The organism is Acinetobacter towneri DSM 14962 = CIP 107472, from assembly GCF_000368785.1.
GTDB classification, from domain to species: domain Bacteria; phylum Pseudomonadota; class Gammaproteobacteria; order Pseudomonadales; family Moraxellaceae; genus Acinetobacter; species Acinetobacter towneri.
This window is the reverse complement of the sequence record NZ_KB849689.1, coordinates 116,741-132,259: the sequence shown is the minus strand read 5'-3', so window position 1 is coordinate 132,259 and position 15,519 is coordinate 116,741. Positions and strand designations below refer to the sequence as shown.

General features: G+C 40.6%; 12 protein-coding genes and 5 pseudogenes. 6 read left to right on the top strand and 11 right to left on the bottom strand.

Annotation, left to right across the window (positions count from 1 at the left end):
• Window positions 1-59: 59 nt before the first annotated feature.
• The 3 genes and pseudogenes from F947_RS04945 to F947_RS04935 form a co-directional block, all read right to left on the bottom strand.
• On the bottom strand, window positions 60-950 hold the full coding sequence (locus F947_RS04945; RefSeq protein WP_004972902.1) for a DUF4116 domain-containing protein: 891 nt from the start codon (window positions 948-950) through the stop codon (window positions 60-62).
• 31 nt (window positions 951-981) lie between these two features.
• Complete coding sequence (locus tag F947_RS04940; protein ID WP_026438380.1) at window positions 982-2,013, bottom strand: AbrB family transcriptional regulator; 1,032 nt, start codon at window positions 2,011-2,013, stop codon at window positions 982-984.
• Window positions 2,014-2,060: 47 nt separating this feature from the next.
• Window positions 2,061-2,300, bottom strand: a pseudogene (locus F947_RS04935) (hypothetical protein); the annotation flags it as partial.
• Between the two features lie 76 nt (window positions 2,301-2,376).
• Between F947_RS04935 and F947_RS04930 the strand changes: the two are divergent.
• From F947_RS04930 to tnpC, 3 genes and pseudogenes are all read left to right on the top strand, one after another.
• The gene (locus tag F947_RS04930) at window positions 2,377-2,760 is read left to right on the top strand and encodes a transposase (RefSeq protein WP_001055585.1); all 384 of its coding nucleotides are present in this window, start codon (window positions 2,377-2,379) and stop codon (window positions 2,758-2,760) included.
• Window positions 2,703-3,092, top strand: a complete 390-nt coding sequence (tnpB, locus tag F947_RS04925) for an IS66 family insertion sequence element accessory protein TnpB (protein ID WP_079376920.1) — start codon at window positions 2,703-2,705, stop codon at window positions 3,090-3,092. The genes F947_RS04930 and tnpB overlap by 58 nt, the downstream gene beginning before the upstream one ends.
• Window positions 3,093-3,166: 74 nt before the next feature.
• Window positions 3,167-4,333: pseudogene (gene tnpC, locus F947_RS04920) on the top strand (IS66 family transposase); the annotation flags it as partial.
• 75 nt (window positions 4,334-4,408) lie between these two features.
• On the opposite strand, the gene istB reads toward tnpC, so the two are convergent.
• Window positions 4,409-5,182, bottom strand: coding sequence for an IS21-like element ISEc57 family helper ATPase IstB (gene istB / locus F947_RS04915; RefSeq protein WP_004972895.1), 774 nt, complete (start codon window positions 5,180-5,182; stop codon window positions 4,409-4,411).
• Complete coding sequence (gene istA / locus F947_RS04910; RefSeq protein ID WP_004972870.1) at window positions 5,182-6,207, bottom strand: IS21-like element ISEc57 family transposase; 1,026 nt, start codon at window positions 6,205-6,207, stop codon at window positions 5,182-5,184. The genes istB and istA overlap by 1 nt, the downstream gene beginning before the upstream one ends.
• Window positions 6,208-6,295: 88 nt before the next feature.
• Here istA and F947_RS04905 point away from each other — a divergent pair.
• Window positions 6,296-6,757, top strand: a pseudogene (locus F947_RS04905) (IS66 family transposase); the annotation flags it as partial.
• 14 nt (window positions 6,758-6,771) lie between these two features.
• On the opposite strand, the gene F947_RS04900 reads toward F947_RS04905, so the two are convergent.
• The 6 genes and pseudogenes from F947_RS04900 to F947_RS04875 form a co-directional block, all read right to left on the bottom strand.
• Window positions 6,772-8,067, bottom strand: coding sequence for a tripartite tricarboxylate transporter permease (locus F947_RS04900; RefSeq protein ID WP_004972892.1), 1,296 nt, complete (start codon window positions 8,065-8,067; stop codon window positions 6,772-6,774).
• A 13-nt stretch (window positions 8,068-8,080) separates the two neighbouring features.
• Window positions 8,081-8,527 carry a tripartite tricarboxylate transporter TctB family protein gene (locus F947_RS04895; RefSeq protein ID WP_099046174.1) on the bottom strand — a complete coding sequence of 149 codons (447 nt, stop codon included), beginning with the start codon at window positions 8,525-8,527 and terminating at the stop codon, window positions 8,081-8,083.
• Between the two features lie 54 nt (window positions 8,528-8,581).
• A pseudogene (locus F947_RS04890) lies at window positions 8,582-9,574 on the bottom strand (Bug family tripartite tricarboxylate transporter substrate binding protein).
• A gap of 93 nt (window positions 9,575-9,667) precedes the next feature.
• Window positions 9,668-10,819 carry a tricarballylate utilization 4Fe-4S protein TcuB gene (gene tcuB / locus F947_RS04885; RefSeq protein ID WP_035311422.1) on the bottom strand — a complete coding sequence of 384 codons (1,152 nt, stop codon included), beginning with the start codon at window positions 10,817-10,819 and terminating at the stop codon, window positions 9,668-9,670.
• Window positions 10,810-12,210 carry an FAD-dependent tricarballylate dehydrogenase TcuA gene (gene tcuA / locus F947_RS04880; RefSeq protein WP_004972882.1) on the bottom strand — a complete coding sequence of 467 codons (1,401 nt, stop codon included), beginning with the start codon at window positions 12,208-12,210 and terminating at the stop codon, window positions 10,810-10,812. Before tcuA ends, tcuB begins: the two co-directional genes overlap by 10 nt.
• Window positions 12,211-12,308: 98 nt before the next feature.
• Window positions 12,309-13,241, bottom strand: a complete 933-nt coding sequence (locus F947_RS04875; protein WP_004972880.1) for a LysR family transcriptional regulator — start codon at window positions 13,239-13,241, stop codon at window positions 12,309-12,311.
• Window positions 13,242-13,492: 251 nt separating this feature from the next.
• Here F947_RS04875 and F947_RS14480 point away from each other — a divergent pair.
• Window positions 13,493-14,583, top strand: a protein-coding gene (locus tag F947_RS14480) for an IS4-like element ISAba33 family transposase (protein WP_099046179.1) whose coding sequence is annotated in 2 segments (ribosomal slippage) — window positions 13,493-14,033 and window positions 14,033-14,583 — 1,092 coding nt in all. Because the reading frame shifts where the segments join, the coding sequence is not laid out codon by codon here.
• A gap of 193 nt (window positions 14,584-14,776) precedes the next feature.
• Window positions 14,777-15,519: pseudogene (locus tag F947_RS14235) on the top strand (IS3 family transposase); the annotation flags it as partial.

The window sequence follows — 15,519 nt, the reverse complement described above, 5'->3', positions numbered from 1 at the left end:
ATGTGTGTTTAAATTGCTCCTCCATACATGTCCATAAATTGATTTCTAATGTTGTCGTTTTAATATTTTTTTCGAATAAAATGAATCGCATCTTTGGATTTAGACAAAGCAAATAGGCACAAGCTTTCTTTAGGTTGTTTCAAAACCGCAATCGCTTCATAATCCAATGAGATGGCAAGTTTGCATAATGAATCAGCTGGATCTTGAATATATTTAATTGAGGTCGGGTTAAGCTGAATGGCATAAGCCAAAAGCGTTTCATTGGCATGTTTTAAAAATTTGATCACTGACGTGTTTTGCTGAATCGCATATTTCCATAATTCTTTATTTGCTTCGTCAATGTATTGAATGACATACGGTCTTTTTTTAATGGCGTATTTGAGCATCGCCAGACTTGGCTGTTGGACATAGCGAATCGCTTCTGCGTGTGACTGAATCGCTTTTTCACATATCCGTTCTGTTTGTTGATGTATATACGCTAGGGTTTTGCCGTCATTTTTAACTGCTATCAAGCAGATGTCTTCTGTTTTATCTTTCACATAACGAATGGCATAAGGATTATTTTTTACCGCCAATACACAGAGTTGCTCAGTTTGTTGATGTACATATTTCAGCGCAAATCCATTTTGTGCGACTGCGGTCATACACATGTCTAAAGTTGGTGCATCAATATAACGAATTGCCAAACCTTCATTTTTTAAAGCGGCCAAGCAAATACGTTCTGTTCTTTCATGTACGTATTTAATGAGGTCGCCGCAGTTTGAAACCGCATGTAGGCACATCTCTTCATTTTGATGGTGTGCGTATTTCAAAGCACGTGGGTTGTTTTTAATGGCTTCAAAACAAATCAGTTTATCTTGGTTTTGAATAAATTTTAAAAATAAGCCATCTTGTTTGACCCGATGCAGACGATCTGCATACGAAATTCTTTCATAAACACTGCTATTCATTGTTGCTCCACTGCTTTCATCCAAGCAATATCTAAAAAAATAATCTTTGACTTAAACGATAAAAATAACGGGTGGTGAGAATCACAAAAATGAGTCGCGAAAGTTGGAAGGCCACAATAATCGGGACTGAAAGTCCTAACACTTTTGCCATCAGTGACATTTCTGCAATGCCGCCCGGGGAGAGTCCGAGTAACAATACCTTTTCGTCTACAGACACAAACTGGATCAGTGCAAGCACCAATAAAATGGACAGCACCAAAGCCAAAAAATTAAACATCAAGGTCAACACTAAAAAACGCTGATTGTCTTTTAAAAAGCTAAATGGGAATTTGCTGCCCAAAGACCAGCCAATACACAATTGACCAAATGCGATAAACCAATTCGGAAAGCTATGCTGAATCACACCAAAGTAAGACAGCATGCCTATTAAAAATAGCGGACCTAAAATCCAAGCATTCAGTACATTGAACACATCAAATACTTTAGCTGTAATGATGGCGAGTAAAAATAATAAAACGGTAGCCACAATGGATGTATTGGTGACTGCCAACGTCGGTACAGACCACGTCACGTCTAAATACAGCCCCATAAAGATCGGGACCAAGACGACCAAAATCACAATTCTTAAACTGTGCGTAGCGGCGACTTTATCGACTTGTGCTTGATGCTTCTCTGCAATGTTGATCATTTCACTAGCACTGCCAATTGCAGAGGCAAACCATGCCGTCGACCAGTCAAGGTGATTGAATTTGTATTGAAGGGTTGCTAATGCGAGGCTCAGCACCATTGACCACAAAATGCCGAATACAATAAACAGCCAGTACATAGACAAGGCATTGACCAATGCAGGAGTAAAATAAAGACCGAGCACCATGCCAATAATGACCTGCCCTGTCTTACGCCAACGTGGATGACATGGATTTGAAATACCAAAACTTCCGATCAGCAGCGTGATCAGTAAGGGCCCAAGCAGCCATGGCAGTGGGAGATTTACCCATACCGCAAGCCATGCACCTACAAAGGCAATTGCCAATCCTTTGGCATTGAACATTATATTTTTCATACTCTTCACCAATGATGGTCAACGCATAGTTGACCATCATGTTTGGATTAGATTGATTTTTGTTTTTTGATAAATAAGTACTTACGTACGAATGGAAGGATGAGTAACAATGCAGACATGATCCAAAGTCCCATACTTATACCACTGCTCCATAAGATGCTGAGTTCACCTTGAGAAATGGACAATGCACGGCGCAAGTTCGATTCCATCAACTCACCCAATACAAAACAAAGAATTAAAGGTGCAAGTGGGAAATCAAACTTACGTAAGATATAACGTAAGCATCCGGCTAACACAGCCTTACCAAGCGATCCTATAAGCCTTAATTTAGTTCCCACCTAAAAACAAGTGGGGACTTAATCCATGAACATGGATATATATTCAGCAACACCTCCTGTTGCTAAAAAACGCCGAAAATACAGCAAAGAATTCAAACTCAGTATTGTCAATGCCTGCAAAAATCCTAATACCTCGATCGCTTCGGTCGCACTGCAACATAGTATTAATGCCAACCTTGTCAGTCGTTGGATCAGGATCTTCAGCCATCATGAGGGTGCCGTGCAGGATCCTACTCATGTGAATCCAGCATTTATTGCTTTGCCTTACACTGCTGCAATCAGCCAACCTATTGATGAGAGGATCACGTTGTGTATCACCGTGCCTCATACGAATAATGATATTCAGCTAAAATGGCAGACATCAGAAATACCTGCCTTGGCAGAATTACTCAAGGCACTGGCAACATGATCCGTATCAATGAAATTTGGCTCTCTACCCAGCCCATGGATATGCGAGCAGGAATGGATACTGTCATGGCTCAGGTGGTGAGAGCCTTTGGCTACATCAAACCGCATTGCGCCTACCTGTTCTGTAATAAACGTGGTCATCGTATGAAAGTGTTGGTACATGATGGACTGGGCATCTGGCTGTGTGCCCGGCGTTTGGAACAGGGTAAATTTCACTGGGCTCAAGTTCACCAAGGTGAAACCGTGGCCCTCAGCCCAGAACAGTTACAGGCATTAATCCAAGGTTTGCCCTGGCAGAGAATTGGATTGCAGCAAGTGGTGAATATGCTCTAAACCAAGCTCGACCATTCTGCCATCCTCCAAACGTTCTATTTCATTCTCTTCATGACCTCAGGCATACTGCGGTCATGAATACGCTGCCTGACTTAAGCCAACTGACCCATGAACAACTGCTGGAATTCACCAGACAGTTGGCGATGCAGCATCAGTCTCTAGCACAATCAAACCAGCAATTAGATGCCAGAGTTCAACATCTTGAAGTCACCAATCAGCAATTAGATTCTAAAGTTCAACATCTTTCTATTCTCAATCAAAAATACGAGCATGAACTCGCACTATTTAAACAGCACAAATTCGGCAGTAAAAACGAACATCTCACTGCAAAACAAATCCATCTGTGGGATGAAGCGGTTGAAGAAGATATTGCCGCGGTTGATCTAGAACTGGAACGGCTAAATGCAGATAAAACCAATGCAGCGACACAGAAAGCCAAAACCAATAAACCTAAACGTCGACCACTGCCAGATCATCTACACACCATCCGTATTGAGCATGAACCTGCATCAACCCAATGTGCTTGTGGCTGCCAACTCCGTCGTATCGGCGAAGATGTCAGTGAAAAACTGCATTTCAGACCGGCAAAGTTCTATAAGGAACAGCATGTCCGTGGCAAATGGGTCTGTGATCAGTGCGACACTCTGACTCAGCAAGCGATGCCCGCCTATGTGATTGATAAAGGCATTGCTTCACCTGAATTGCTCAGCCATGTGCTGGTATCGAAGTATGCCGATCATTTGCCGCTGTACCGTCAGCGCCTGATCTATCAGCGGGCTGGCATTGATCTGTCCAGATCCACTTTATCTGACTGGATTGGTCGCTGCGGTGTGGAACTGGAACCTCTGGCTAATGCCTTAAAACAGGTGGTGTTGCAACAGCGGGTGATCCATGCCAATGAAACGCCGGTCACCATCATACGGATGGGTGAGAATGAGAAAAAACCGAAGAAAGGTTATGTCTGGGCCTATGCCACCACACAGTACAATCCAGTTCAAGCGGTGATCTATGACTTTCAGGATAGCCGTTCAGGTCAGCATGCTGAAGAGTTCCTGAATGGCTGGCAAGGCCATCTAGTCTGTGATGATTACAGTGGTTATAAAGCACGTTTTAAATCAGGTCAGGTCATTGAGGTGGGCTGCATGGCGCATGCGCGTCGTAAATTCCATGAACTGCATGTGACCAAAAAAAGTCAGGTCGCTGAACAGGCATTAGTGCTGATTCAGAAACTGTATGCGATAGTGTCAACGGCAATTTAAAACTGACCCCTTTTACCTTAAAAACAGCAAAGTAAAATTGACCCCTTTGATGATTTATTAAGACTCAATTTGTGGTTGAATTCCTACTCTCTTTTTATCTTTTAGACGATAACTTTCCCCAGATATTTGTACAACATGACAATGATGTAATAAACGATCCAACATTGCTGCTGTCAAAGTAACATCATCTGCGAATGATTTAGACCACTGGCTAAATGGTAAATTACTGGTCAAAATCGTACTGCCTTTTTCATAGCGCTTGGCAATAACATTAAAAAATAAATTTGCTTCTTCACGACCAAATGGTAAATATCCTATTTCATCGATAATCAATAACTTTGGAGCAAGTACAACACGTTGCATGTAGTTTTTTAATTTACCTTGTTGATAAGCTAGGCTAAGTTGCAACATTAAATCAGCTGCAGTAATAAACTTAGTCTTAATATTATTCATAATTGCCTTATAGCCTAAAGCCATTGATAGATGTGTTTTCCCAACACCACTTGCACCAATAAATACAACATTTTCAGCTCTTGGAATAAAGCTTAAATTAAATAGTTCAAGCAACTGCGACTTTGGAGCACCTAAAGCATAATTAAAATCATAAGCCTCCAACGTTTTGATTTGAGTAAGACCTGAAAGTTGTAAAAGAATCTGTTGACTACGTTGCTGCTTGGCTGTGTATTCATGTAATAGCATAGCTTCAACGAAATCTGCATAATTGCCATCCTTTGCTAAGGTTTGTTGTGCATGATGTGACCATTGTGATGCCACTGTTTGTAGACCAAGCTGACGGCAAAGCTGTTCAATACGCTCATACTGTAAATTCATTAAGAAACCTCCAGTAATTCATCATAGATTGATAAGGGGTGTTGAACACTCTCATGAGGTATGAGTGATGATGGGCTAACATCATCAATTACAGATTTTTTAGAACCATCATTAAATAAAGGTAATGAAGAAAAATATTCTTGTTCTTCAAGCAAACGAGTACTTGGTTTTTCTTTAGTTGTTGCATGAATGCGTTGATTTGCTGTTTCACTAAGCCATCGACCAATATAGGCATTTGCCATATCAACATCTAAGCTAAGGTCAACCATCTTTAAACTTGCTTTTAATGGCACGATAAAACTTGATTTCAAATAACTATTAAAGCGTTCCACTTTACCTTTTGTTTGCGCACGATATGGCTTACAAACACGTGGTCGGAAGTTATATTTCTTAGCACAATCAAGTAATTTAGCATTCCAGCGATGTTGACCATCTTGATAAGCATCACGTTCAATGATAATGGCCTTAGCATTATCAAATAATACATCTTTAGGAACACCACCAAAGAACTGAAAAGCACTTTCTAAGCCATCAATCCATGCATCAGAACGTTCATGATCATAAAACTTAACAAAGGTTGCTCTAGAGTATCCCAAAGTTGCAACAAATGCTTTTAATGTGGTGTGATGACGTCGAATTATTGTGAAATCAACCTGCATTTGTTGACCTGGTTGAGTCTCAAATCGCTTAATCGGCTCTGGTTGTTTAGTTGGCTTTAATGTATTGAGATAATTTTGTAGTGTTCTGATTTTCCCCGTGTAGCCTTTTTGCAAGATTTCTTGATACAACACTGCAGCCGGTATCCATTCTGGATCGGCGGCATTTACACGTTTGATTAAATACGGTTTATAAGGCTCAAGAATACTCACTTTAGATTGTGTTCGTTGATATTTAGGTGTTACTTGAGATCGTAAATATTTACGCACAGTATTTCTAGAAATACCGAGTTCGCGGCTAATTGCCTTAATAGATTGACCTTGTTGATGAAGTATTTGGATTGTCACTGCTTGCTCCAAAGTTAACATGTTGAGCAGTCCAAAAAGACCACTATATTAACCAAGGGGGTCAATTTTCAAATGCTGTTGGGGGGTCATTTTTACATTGCCGCTAACAATAGAAGCAGAACTCAGGAAAAAGACCGATGGTACAGCAGAACAGCGCCGCGAATACCGACAACAGCATAGTCAACCAGTGATGCAACAACTGTATGAATGGCTCAACCAACATCAACTGACTGTGCCATCGAGTTCTCCAACCGCCAAGGCGATCAATTACACTCTGAAGCGTTGGCCAGCTTTAAGCCGCTATCTGGATGATGGCAATCTACCGATTTGCAATAACTGGGTGGAAAACCAGATGCGCCCCTGGGCGTTGGGACGTAAGAACTGGTTATTTGCAGGTTCGCTGCGCAGCGGCCAGCGAGCGGCGAATATCATGACTTTAATCCAGTCAGCAAAGCTGAATGGCTTGGATCCGTATGCCTATTTAAGTGATGTGCTGAAAAGGTTACCGACACACAAAGTGACCCAGATTGAAGAGTTACTGCCACACTGCTGGAAACCTAAATCGAATTAAAATTGGTATGGGATTCAGCGGACGCTTACGATATAACCACATACGCCCAAACCTAAGCAGAGTAATAGATCGAAGACATTGCTATGAATTGCGTAAACACCAATGAAGCTGACCGTTGCGATAATTGGAATCAAGATATAACTTGGTACGCTCAACATTTTTGCAAAGAAACCCACCAATGGTAAGTTCAATACCAAGAGGATGATGTTACCCACCATCAATGATGCGATCAGTGCCCAAACCAATGTCGGTTGTTCTGTGAATAATTGTGGACCTGGTGCAATGTTGTACATTAATAATGCACCCATCATCACCGCAGTTGTACCCGAACCAGGAACCCCTAACGTCAGCATTGGAACGAATGAACCACATGCTGCAGCATTGTTGGCACTTTCCGGTGCTGCTAAACCACGTAAATCACTTTTACCAAATTGGCTGTTGTCTTTCGCAATTTTACGTTCAGTGGTATATGCCATTGCGCTGGCAACTGTTGCACCTGCACCTGGTAAAATCCCTGAGAAGAAACCAATGAATGAACCACGAATAATCGTCGCGAGTGCACTGAAAAATTCTTTGATGTTGAATAATGAACGTTTGCCTTGTTTAAGCGCAACTTTACCAATCGCTGTACGTTCAAGTAATAATAAGATTTCACTAACACTGAATAAACCAATCACGAGTGTGGTAAATGCAATACCATCACTTAAGCCAACGCTATCAAAGGTAAAGCGGTAAACCCCTGTAATCGCATCCATACCTACAGTTGATAAGCCTAAACCTAACAACGCCATAAGAAATGTTTTCACAGGTTGTGTGCTAACTAAACCGGTTAAACACACAATCGCAAAGACCATGAGTACAAAGTATTCAGCAGGGCCGAAAGAAATTGCCCACTTCGCCAATAATGGCGCAAACAACACGATCCCAATAAAGGCGATGGTACTACCAATAAAGGAACTGACGGAAGATAATGATAATGCAATGCCTGCTTTACCTTGTTGCGCCATCGGATAACCATCTAAAGTGGTCATGATCGCGCCCGCATCACCAGGCACATTTAGCAAAATTGCAGAAATACGACCACCATACTCACAGCCCAAATACACCGCAGCCAATAGAATCAGTGCGCTATCTACGGGTAAACCCAAGGCATAAGCAAATGGTAAAAGGATTGCCACACCGTTAATTGGACCTAAGCCAGGCAATAGACCGACAATCGTGCCAATAAATGCACCAATAAAGGCAATTAATAAGTTTTTCGGTTGTAATGCAACCTCAAAACCCATCATTAAAAAATTTAAAATTTCCATAGGGTCGTCATCCTTAACCAAATAGCCCGAGTGGCAAAGGTACGTCTAACACACGGTCAAACAGGTAGTAGGTACTAAAACTTAAAACAACACTGGTAATCGCAATCGGGATCATTTTCCCGTTAAATAAACGACCCAGTGCGATGGTTAACAACAATGTTGCACCAATAAACCCGAGAAGTTCAAAGACCGCGGCATAGCAGGTTAGCGCCACGACACACAGGAGTAATTTGCCGACTAAGTGTTTGGTCCAACCGAGTTCAACTGGTTCAAACATAATGGCTGGACGAACCGTCAAGTAAAAAGCACTGAAAGTGATCAAGCCCATCAACAGAATTGGAAAGGCTTTTGGCCCAACAGGATCATAAGAAATTGGCGCTTCGAAGTTCAAAGCATAGATCAACAATCCCAATCCGATTACGGCAATGATGGCTGTAAGAATGCGTTCAGATTTCATCATCTTCCCTCTAAACAAAAACTGAGTGAAAACATTCGTCCTCACTCAGTCTGTTTGTTATTTTGATAATTTGTATTCTTCAGATAATTGACGCATTTCATTGGTTTGCTTATAGACATAAGCCTGAATTTCTTCACCGGTCATTTCAAATGGCAATAAATCTTGATTTTCGCGTACCGCATCGAACTTCTCATTTGCCATCATTTTATCAAAGGCGTTTTTCCACCATTTGTACGCATCATCACTGACTTTAAGCCCCATGTAAAAACCACGGATTACTGGCCATTCAAGATCATAACCTTGCTCAATCGCTGTTGGTAGATTCGAGAACTTACCTTCCAGACGGTCTTTAGAGAACACTGCCAATACGCGAATTGAACCTGCATCTAAATGTGCACCCACTTCGCTGACATTCCCCACACCCACTTGAATATGCTGACCTAACAATGAAGTAAGTACTTCACCACCGCCTTCAAGTGCCACAAAGCTCATGTCCGCAGGATTAATACCTGCTTTTTTGGCTAAAATAGCCGTTTGCATCCAGTCTTGACCACCAACACTACCCGCACCACCAAAGCTCAATTTCTTTGGATTTGCTTTGAGTGCTTTCATCAAGTCATCTAAGGTTTTCAGCGGCGAATCTTTATGTACTGCGACCAGACCATAATCGACCGCAACACCCTACAACCATTTCACATCTTTTTCTGTGAAATTACCGAACTTGCCTTGTGCCAAGTTCAACAATGAACCGGTTGAAAATGCAATCACGGCATTATTATTGGCTGGGTCATTGTTCACAATTTTGTTGTAAGCCACAGCCCCTACACCACCTGGCATGTAAGTCACACGAACTGGATCGGTCATCACCCCAGTTTCTTTAAAGCCTGATTGCAACAATTTACAGGTCATATCAAAACCACCACCTGGTTTAGCAGGTGCAATACATTCTGCACGCTTAGGCTGACCCGGTTCTTTCGATGCATTACCTGTGCCACAACCCACCAAAACAGCGCCTGTGCACGCAAGTGCTAACCATTTCATTTTTTTCATAGCAAAATATCCTTATGCTGAATTATCCGTGAATGTGTTTCCACCTTTACCTACCACCATCGTGACTGTTTTAGTGATCACGAGGCTTGGGTCTTACTTTGATTTTGATTTGTGTTTAGCAATGCGCTCCTCTACTGCAAATTTCAACAATGCAGCACTACGGTAGAAGCCATGTGCAAATTTGCCGAAAGGAATGGTTAAGAAGAAAGTCATCACCGTTGCTAAATGAACAATCAAAAGTAATGCCATTGCTGCAGTGTCACGGAAGGCAAGGAGCAATAAACCGGTGACACTGATCAGCAACAATAGGAAAATAAAGCCACGATCCATGGGTTTTTGCTTCGCATCACCATGTAAGGGATGACGTTTAATGTTCAAATAAAGCAAACCTACAGGACCAATAATGAGTCCAATCCCACCTAAGGTGCCTAAAATAACAGGTAAGCTGGTATAGGCATAAGGTGCTTGAAGACCTAAGAAGTAGTGGTAAAGCGTTGCAACACTGGTCGCTGCGAAGCAGAGTAAGAAGCCGTACATGGTAAAGTGATGATAAACGCGACGGATTTTGGTATATCGATCATCTTCTTCGTTACAACCTTTGCCATGACCACCATCTAAATATTTGAGCGTCAGTACATTTTTGGAAGCTTGTAAAATATCGGGCTGTGCCACCCCTTCTGGAATGATCTTAGAGGTTTGTTTCCAGAATTTGGCAATCCCGAGACCCAGTAATACAAAAGACAGTATGAAGACTGAGCCAAATAAAACAACTAAGAAGTTATGCGGGAAAATGGCGTAGAAATCGCCTTGGTAACGACCAAATAAATCGGTGCCATTCATCCATACGCCAGCCAACATCAATAAGAAAAACAGTACGGACATGGCTGAAACCAATGGAATGCCTGTTTTCTTATAAATAGCACCAAATGCTGCAGGTACAGCAAATTCTTGATAGGTTTCTAAACGTACTTGCGCCATGGCTTGTGGAATATTCACACCAAATTCATGCGGTGGTGCATATTGGCAGGCATGTAAACATGCGCCACAGTTATGACAAAGGTTTGCCATATAGTGAATATCGGCTTGCGTAAACTCAAGACGCTTAGTCATGGCAGGGAATACAGCACAGAAAGTTTCACAGTAACGACATGCATTACAAATTTGTAAGGCTTGTTTGACTTGCTCTTCATTCTCGGTCAGTTGCACTACAGGAATAAATTTCTTCGGTTCTACGTTCACGCCCATTCTCCTTGTGCAAGTGCAGCTTTGGCAGCATTTCTACCTGCAATACGACCAAATGTTGTTCCAATCGACATCCCGACACCTGCTGTATAACCTTGACCCAATACATTTCCAGCCATCATTTCTCCTGCCACAAATAAATTAGGGCTGGCTTTCCCATCGAAGCGCACAGCGGCATCATCTTCAACTTTTAAGCCGAGATAGGTAAAGGTAATGCCGGGCTTTAAGGCATAGGCATAGAACGGTGGCTGATCTAAAGGAACTGCCCAATGGGTTTTAGCTGGACTTAAATTTTCAGTATGACAATCATCTAACACCGTATGGTTAAACTCACCCTTAACACAGGCCTTGTTATAGTTATCAACGGTTTGAATGAGCTGTTGTTCATCTAAATTTAATTTTTGTGCCAATTGCTTTATTGAATGAGCGATAGTTCCTTCAAATACTGGAGGCATGAAACGCCCCACAGATTTGGAATCAATAATAGAATAGGCAATTTGTCCAGGTTGCTTGGCGACCAAGCGCCCCCAAATGGCATAACGTTTAGGCCAAAAATCTTCACCTTCATCATAAAAACGGACCGCATTTTTATTGACTACAATGCCGAGGGAAACACAGTCTATTCGGGTACAAATACCGCCATCATAGAGCGGTGCACGTGCATCAACAGCGACACAGTGAGATTGCGAAGGATCACCAATAATATCGGCACCTTGATCTATCATAAATTTGAGTAAGTTACCTTGATTAAAACGAGTACCTCGAATAATAAAATTATCTGCAGGCCATTCACCATCCTCATTTTGACCCCATGCCTCACGTAACCACTTTAGATTGGACTCAAATCCACCAGCGGCGAGCACACATGAAGCCCCTTCAAAGCGTTTACCATCTTCAGCAATAGCCGCTTTAAAGACATTATTTTCGATCTCTAGATCGACAATTTTGGTGTTATAGAGAATATCTACGCCTAAATTTTGTGCGCTACGGAAATAAGCATTGACTAGCGCTTTACCGCCGCCCATAAAGAAAGCATTGGTTCGTGCTACATGCAGCGCGCCAGAAAGAGGAGGTTGAAAATTCACGCCGTGTTTACGCATCCAGTCACGGCAGGTTGCCGTTGAACGAATCACAAGACGGGCTAAATGCTCATTCGTTTTCCCAGCAGTCACTTTCAATAAATCCTGCCAGTATTCTTCTTCTGGATAAGCATCAATCAATACATCTTGAGGCTCATCATGCATACAACGTAAATTACGTGTGTGCTGGGAATTTCCTCCACGCCATTCTTTTGGAGCAGCTTCTAAAATTAAAACTGAAGCACCGGCCTCTCTTGCAGTCAAGGCTGCACATAAAGCGGCATTCCCACCGCCAATCACAATTACATCATGCATTCGATGTCTTCCCTTTCGAATTTCAAGCAATTTAAGCTGAATATCGAAGACATCGTAAGCGGTGAATCTTAAAGAGGTCTTTAATAATACTAAATACGCTAAAAGTCTAACAACTCTGCACTTGGCCATAGTCCATTATGAATTAAATGCTTAACAGTACTTTTAATTGCAACTTTGGTCGCTAAACTTGCTGGTGAAAGCTCGTCTTCGGCATGGCTGATTAAATAATTAATACGTTCAAGTTTTGGCTCTACGACTTGTAATAAACACATGTCAGTTTTTAAGTAGTCAAAATGTGCACTGACGGGTTGAATGGTTGCCATATTTAACTGACTAACACAGTTCATGAGTAAATGCAGACCATCGACTTCATGATTGACATCTAATAATTCCACTTTTTGATCTAAGAACTTACGTAAACCGTGTCGCTGGCTTGGCAATACGAGGGGTAATCGATTGACTTGGTCTAAATCAATTTGTCCCTCTTGAATACAATGCTCAAATCCATATTCCTGTAGTAAAGACCGGTTTGCCATTAAAAACATTTGTTCTTTTAATAACGGTTGAACAGCCCAATTGACATCGACATCTTGGGTAAAAATAATGGCGATATCGAGCTGTCTTGAGTTCACAAGATTGGTGAGATTACCTGAGAGACTTTCAACTAAATGAATTTTGATATCAGGATAACGCTCTGACATCAATTGCATAAATGGAATACCGATTACAGACGCAATACTCGGTGAAAAACCTACACTCACATGACCCGTCAACCGAGATGAATGTGCGGCTTCAATTGCATACTCCGTATGACGTAATACCAATTGAGCCTGTTTAAAAAATGCCAAGCCTGAAGGTGTGGGTGTAACACCTGTGGATGTTCTCTGCAATAAACGTGTCGATAATTCATCTTCGAGTTTAGCAATTTGCTGACTTAGGGCAGAAGTTCCAACATCAAGTTTTTGAGAGGCCTTCCCTAAACTTCCTGACTCAATAATTGAGACAAAATATTTTAACTGCTTTAACTCCATCTATTACCTCATTTACTTGCAGCAGCCATTCCTTAGTTTGTATATAAAAACACTAAAAACCATGATAAATATATAAATATTTTCTAAGGAATCTTGTAAATGATCACGAAAGGATCTGAATTAAAGGCCGCATATTGAAAAAAAATTAGCTCTATAAATGTAATGAATAATATTATATTTCTTTGTACACGACAAAAAAAGATAACTCACTGAAATAATGGCATAATACTTGTTTTCTGACGACGAATATGATGACACATTTCAATGAGTTATATCTCATCTTAAACAAATATCTAAAGTGGAACAAGTCACATGTAAAATGTTTTACACTGATTATGCTTGCATTAATTGTAAAACAGACATGTAATCTTTCTTCTGCATCTAAAGCCTTACCCATCAAGTGCTTACCACAATCATTTTATCGACGTATACAACGCTTCTTTGCAGATCAGTATTTCGATTATCGTCAAATTTCTCAGTTAATTTTCAATATATTTTCATTCGATAAAGTCCAATTAACTTTGGATAGAACTAATTGGAAATGGGGAAAACGAGATATCAATATCTTGATGTTGGCCATCGTCTATCGTGGAATAGCGATACCTATTGTTTGGACATTGCTCAATAAACGTGGAAATTCAGATACAAAAGAGCGTATTGCTTTGATTCAACGCTTTATCTCCATTTTTGGTAAAGATCGTATTGTGAATGTGTTTGCAGACAGAGAATTTATCGGTGAGAAATGGTTTACATGGTTAATTGAAAATGACATTAACTTCTGTATACGTGTTAAAAAAACTTTATTGTGACCAATCACTTAGCCAAGAATCATAAAATTAGTGATTTATTTCGTCATCTTCAAGTTGGTCAAACTGAATGTCGTAAACGACGTATTTGGGTTGGTCGAGTGAAACTGTATATTAGTGCGCTACGATTAGAAGATGGAGAACTTTTACTTGTTGTTTCTCCTATGTTTAATGCTTCTGCTATTCGTGATTATGCATTACGCTGGGAAATCGAAACGTTATTTAGTTGTCTCAAAGGACGTGGATTCAATCTTGAAAATACTCGTTTAACAGACCCTAGACGAGTCAAGAAATTGATAGCAGTGCTAGCTATCGGTTTCTGTTGGTGCTATTTAACAGGTGAATGGCAACATGATCAGAAAAAAACGATAAAAATAAAGAAGCATGGACGACTTTCAGTAAGTTTATTTCGCTACGGTTTGGACTATGTTCAAATGGCTATTCTACGTTTGATTGGTTTTGGAAAAAAAGAAGAATTTAAGAAAGTGCTAGCAATTTTAAGAAAGAAAAAGCCTGATAGGACAAGGGACCTATGAAATTTGTCGTGTACAGAGATTATATTTATAGCGTGGATAAATCTTAACTGAATTGGTTAAGATGAGAAGGATTACTTATACAACTTTAGAAAAACTCTGAGATAGTGGCAGTTTAACAGAGATGGATCCGGAAATTTGAACAACTCCTATAAGTGATACTCTGCTCCTCAAATGATGTTATAAACATCAATATATGGAGTATTTTATGGCACGTAGACCAAGAAGAAATCATTCAAACGACTTTAAGGCTAAGGTAGCACTTGCTGCGATCAAAGCAGAAAAAACACTTGCTGAATTGAGTTCTGAGTTTGATGTTCATCAAAACCAAATTATTGACTGGAAAAATCAATTGATCTCAGCTTCCTCACAAGCTTTCGATCAATCAAAAGCTCCATCAGAACCTCCCATTGATCTTAAAAAGTTACATGCAAAAATCGGTGAGCAGGCATTAGAAATTGATTTTTTAGAAGGTGTGTTGAAGAAACTGGGCCGCTTCAACCACAAAAGTTAATCGATCACTCACTTCAGATTTCAGTATCTAAACAAGCTAAGTTACTGAAAGTCTCTCGTGGTTGTTATTATTATCGCCCAAAACCTGTTAGCTCATCAGATCTGAAGCTGATGCGATGTATTGATGAATTACATATGCAATATCCTTTTGCAGGCAGTCGTATGATGCGTGATTTGTTGAATCGTCAAGGGCATCATATAGGACGACGTCATACACGTACTTTAATGAAGAAAATGGGTATTCAGGCGTTATATTGCAAACCAAATTTAAGCCAGGCTAATCAAGCTCACCGTAAATATCCATATCTGCTCAAAGGATTGGCTATTCAGCGCAGTAATCAAGTGTGGTCTACTGATATAACGTATATCCCTATGGCAAAAGGCTTTGTTTATTTATGTGCTGTGATTGATTGGCATAGCCGCAAG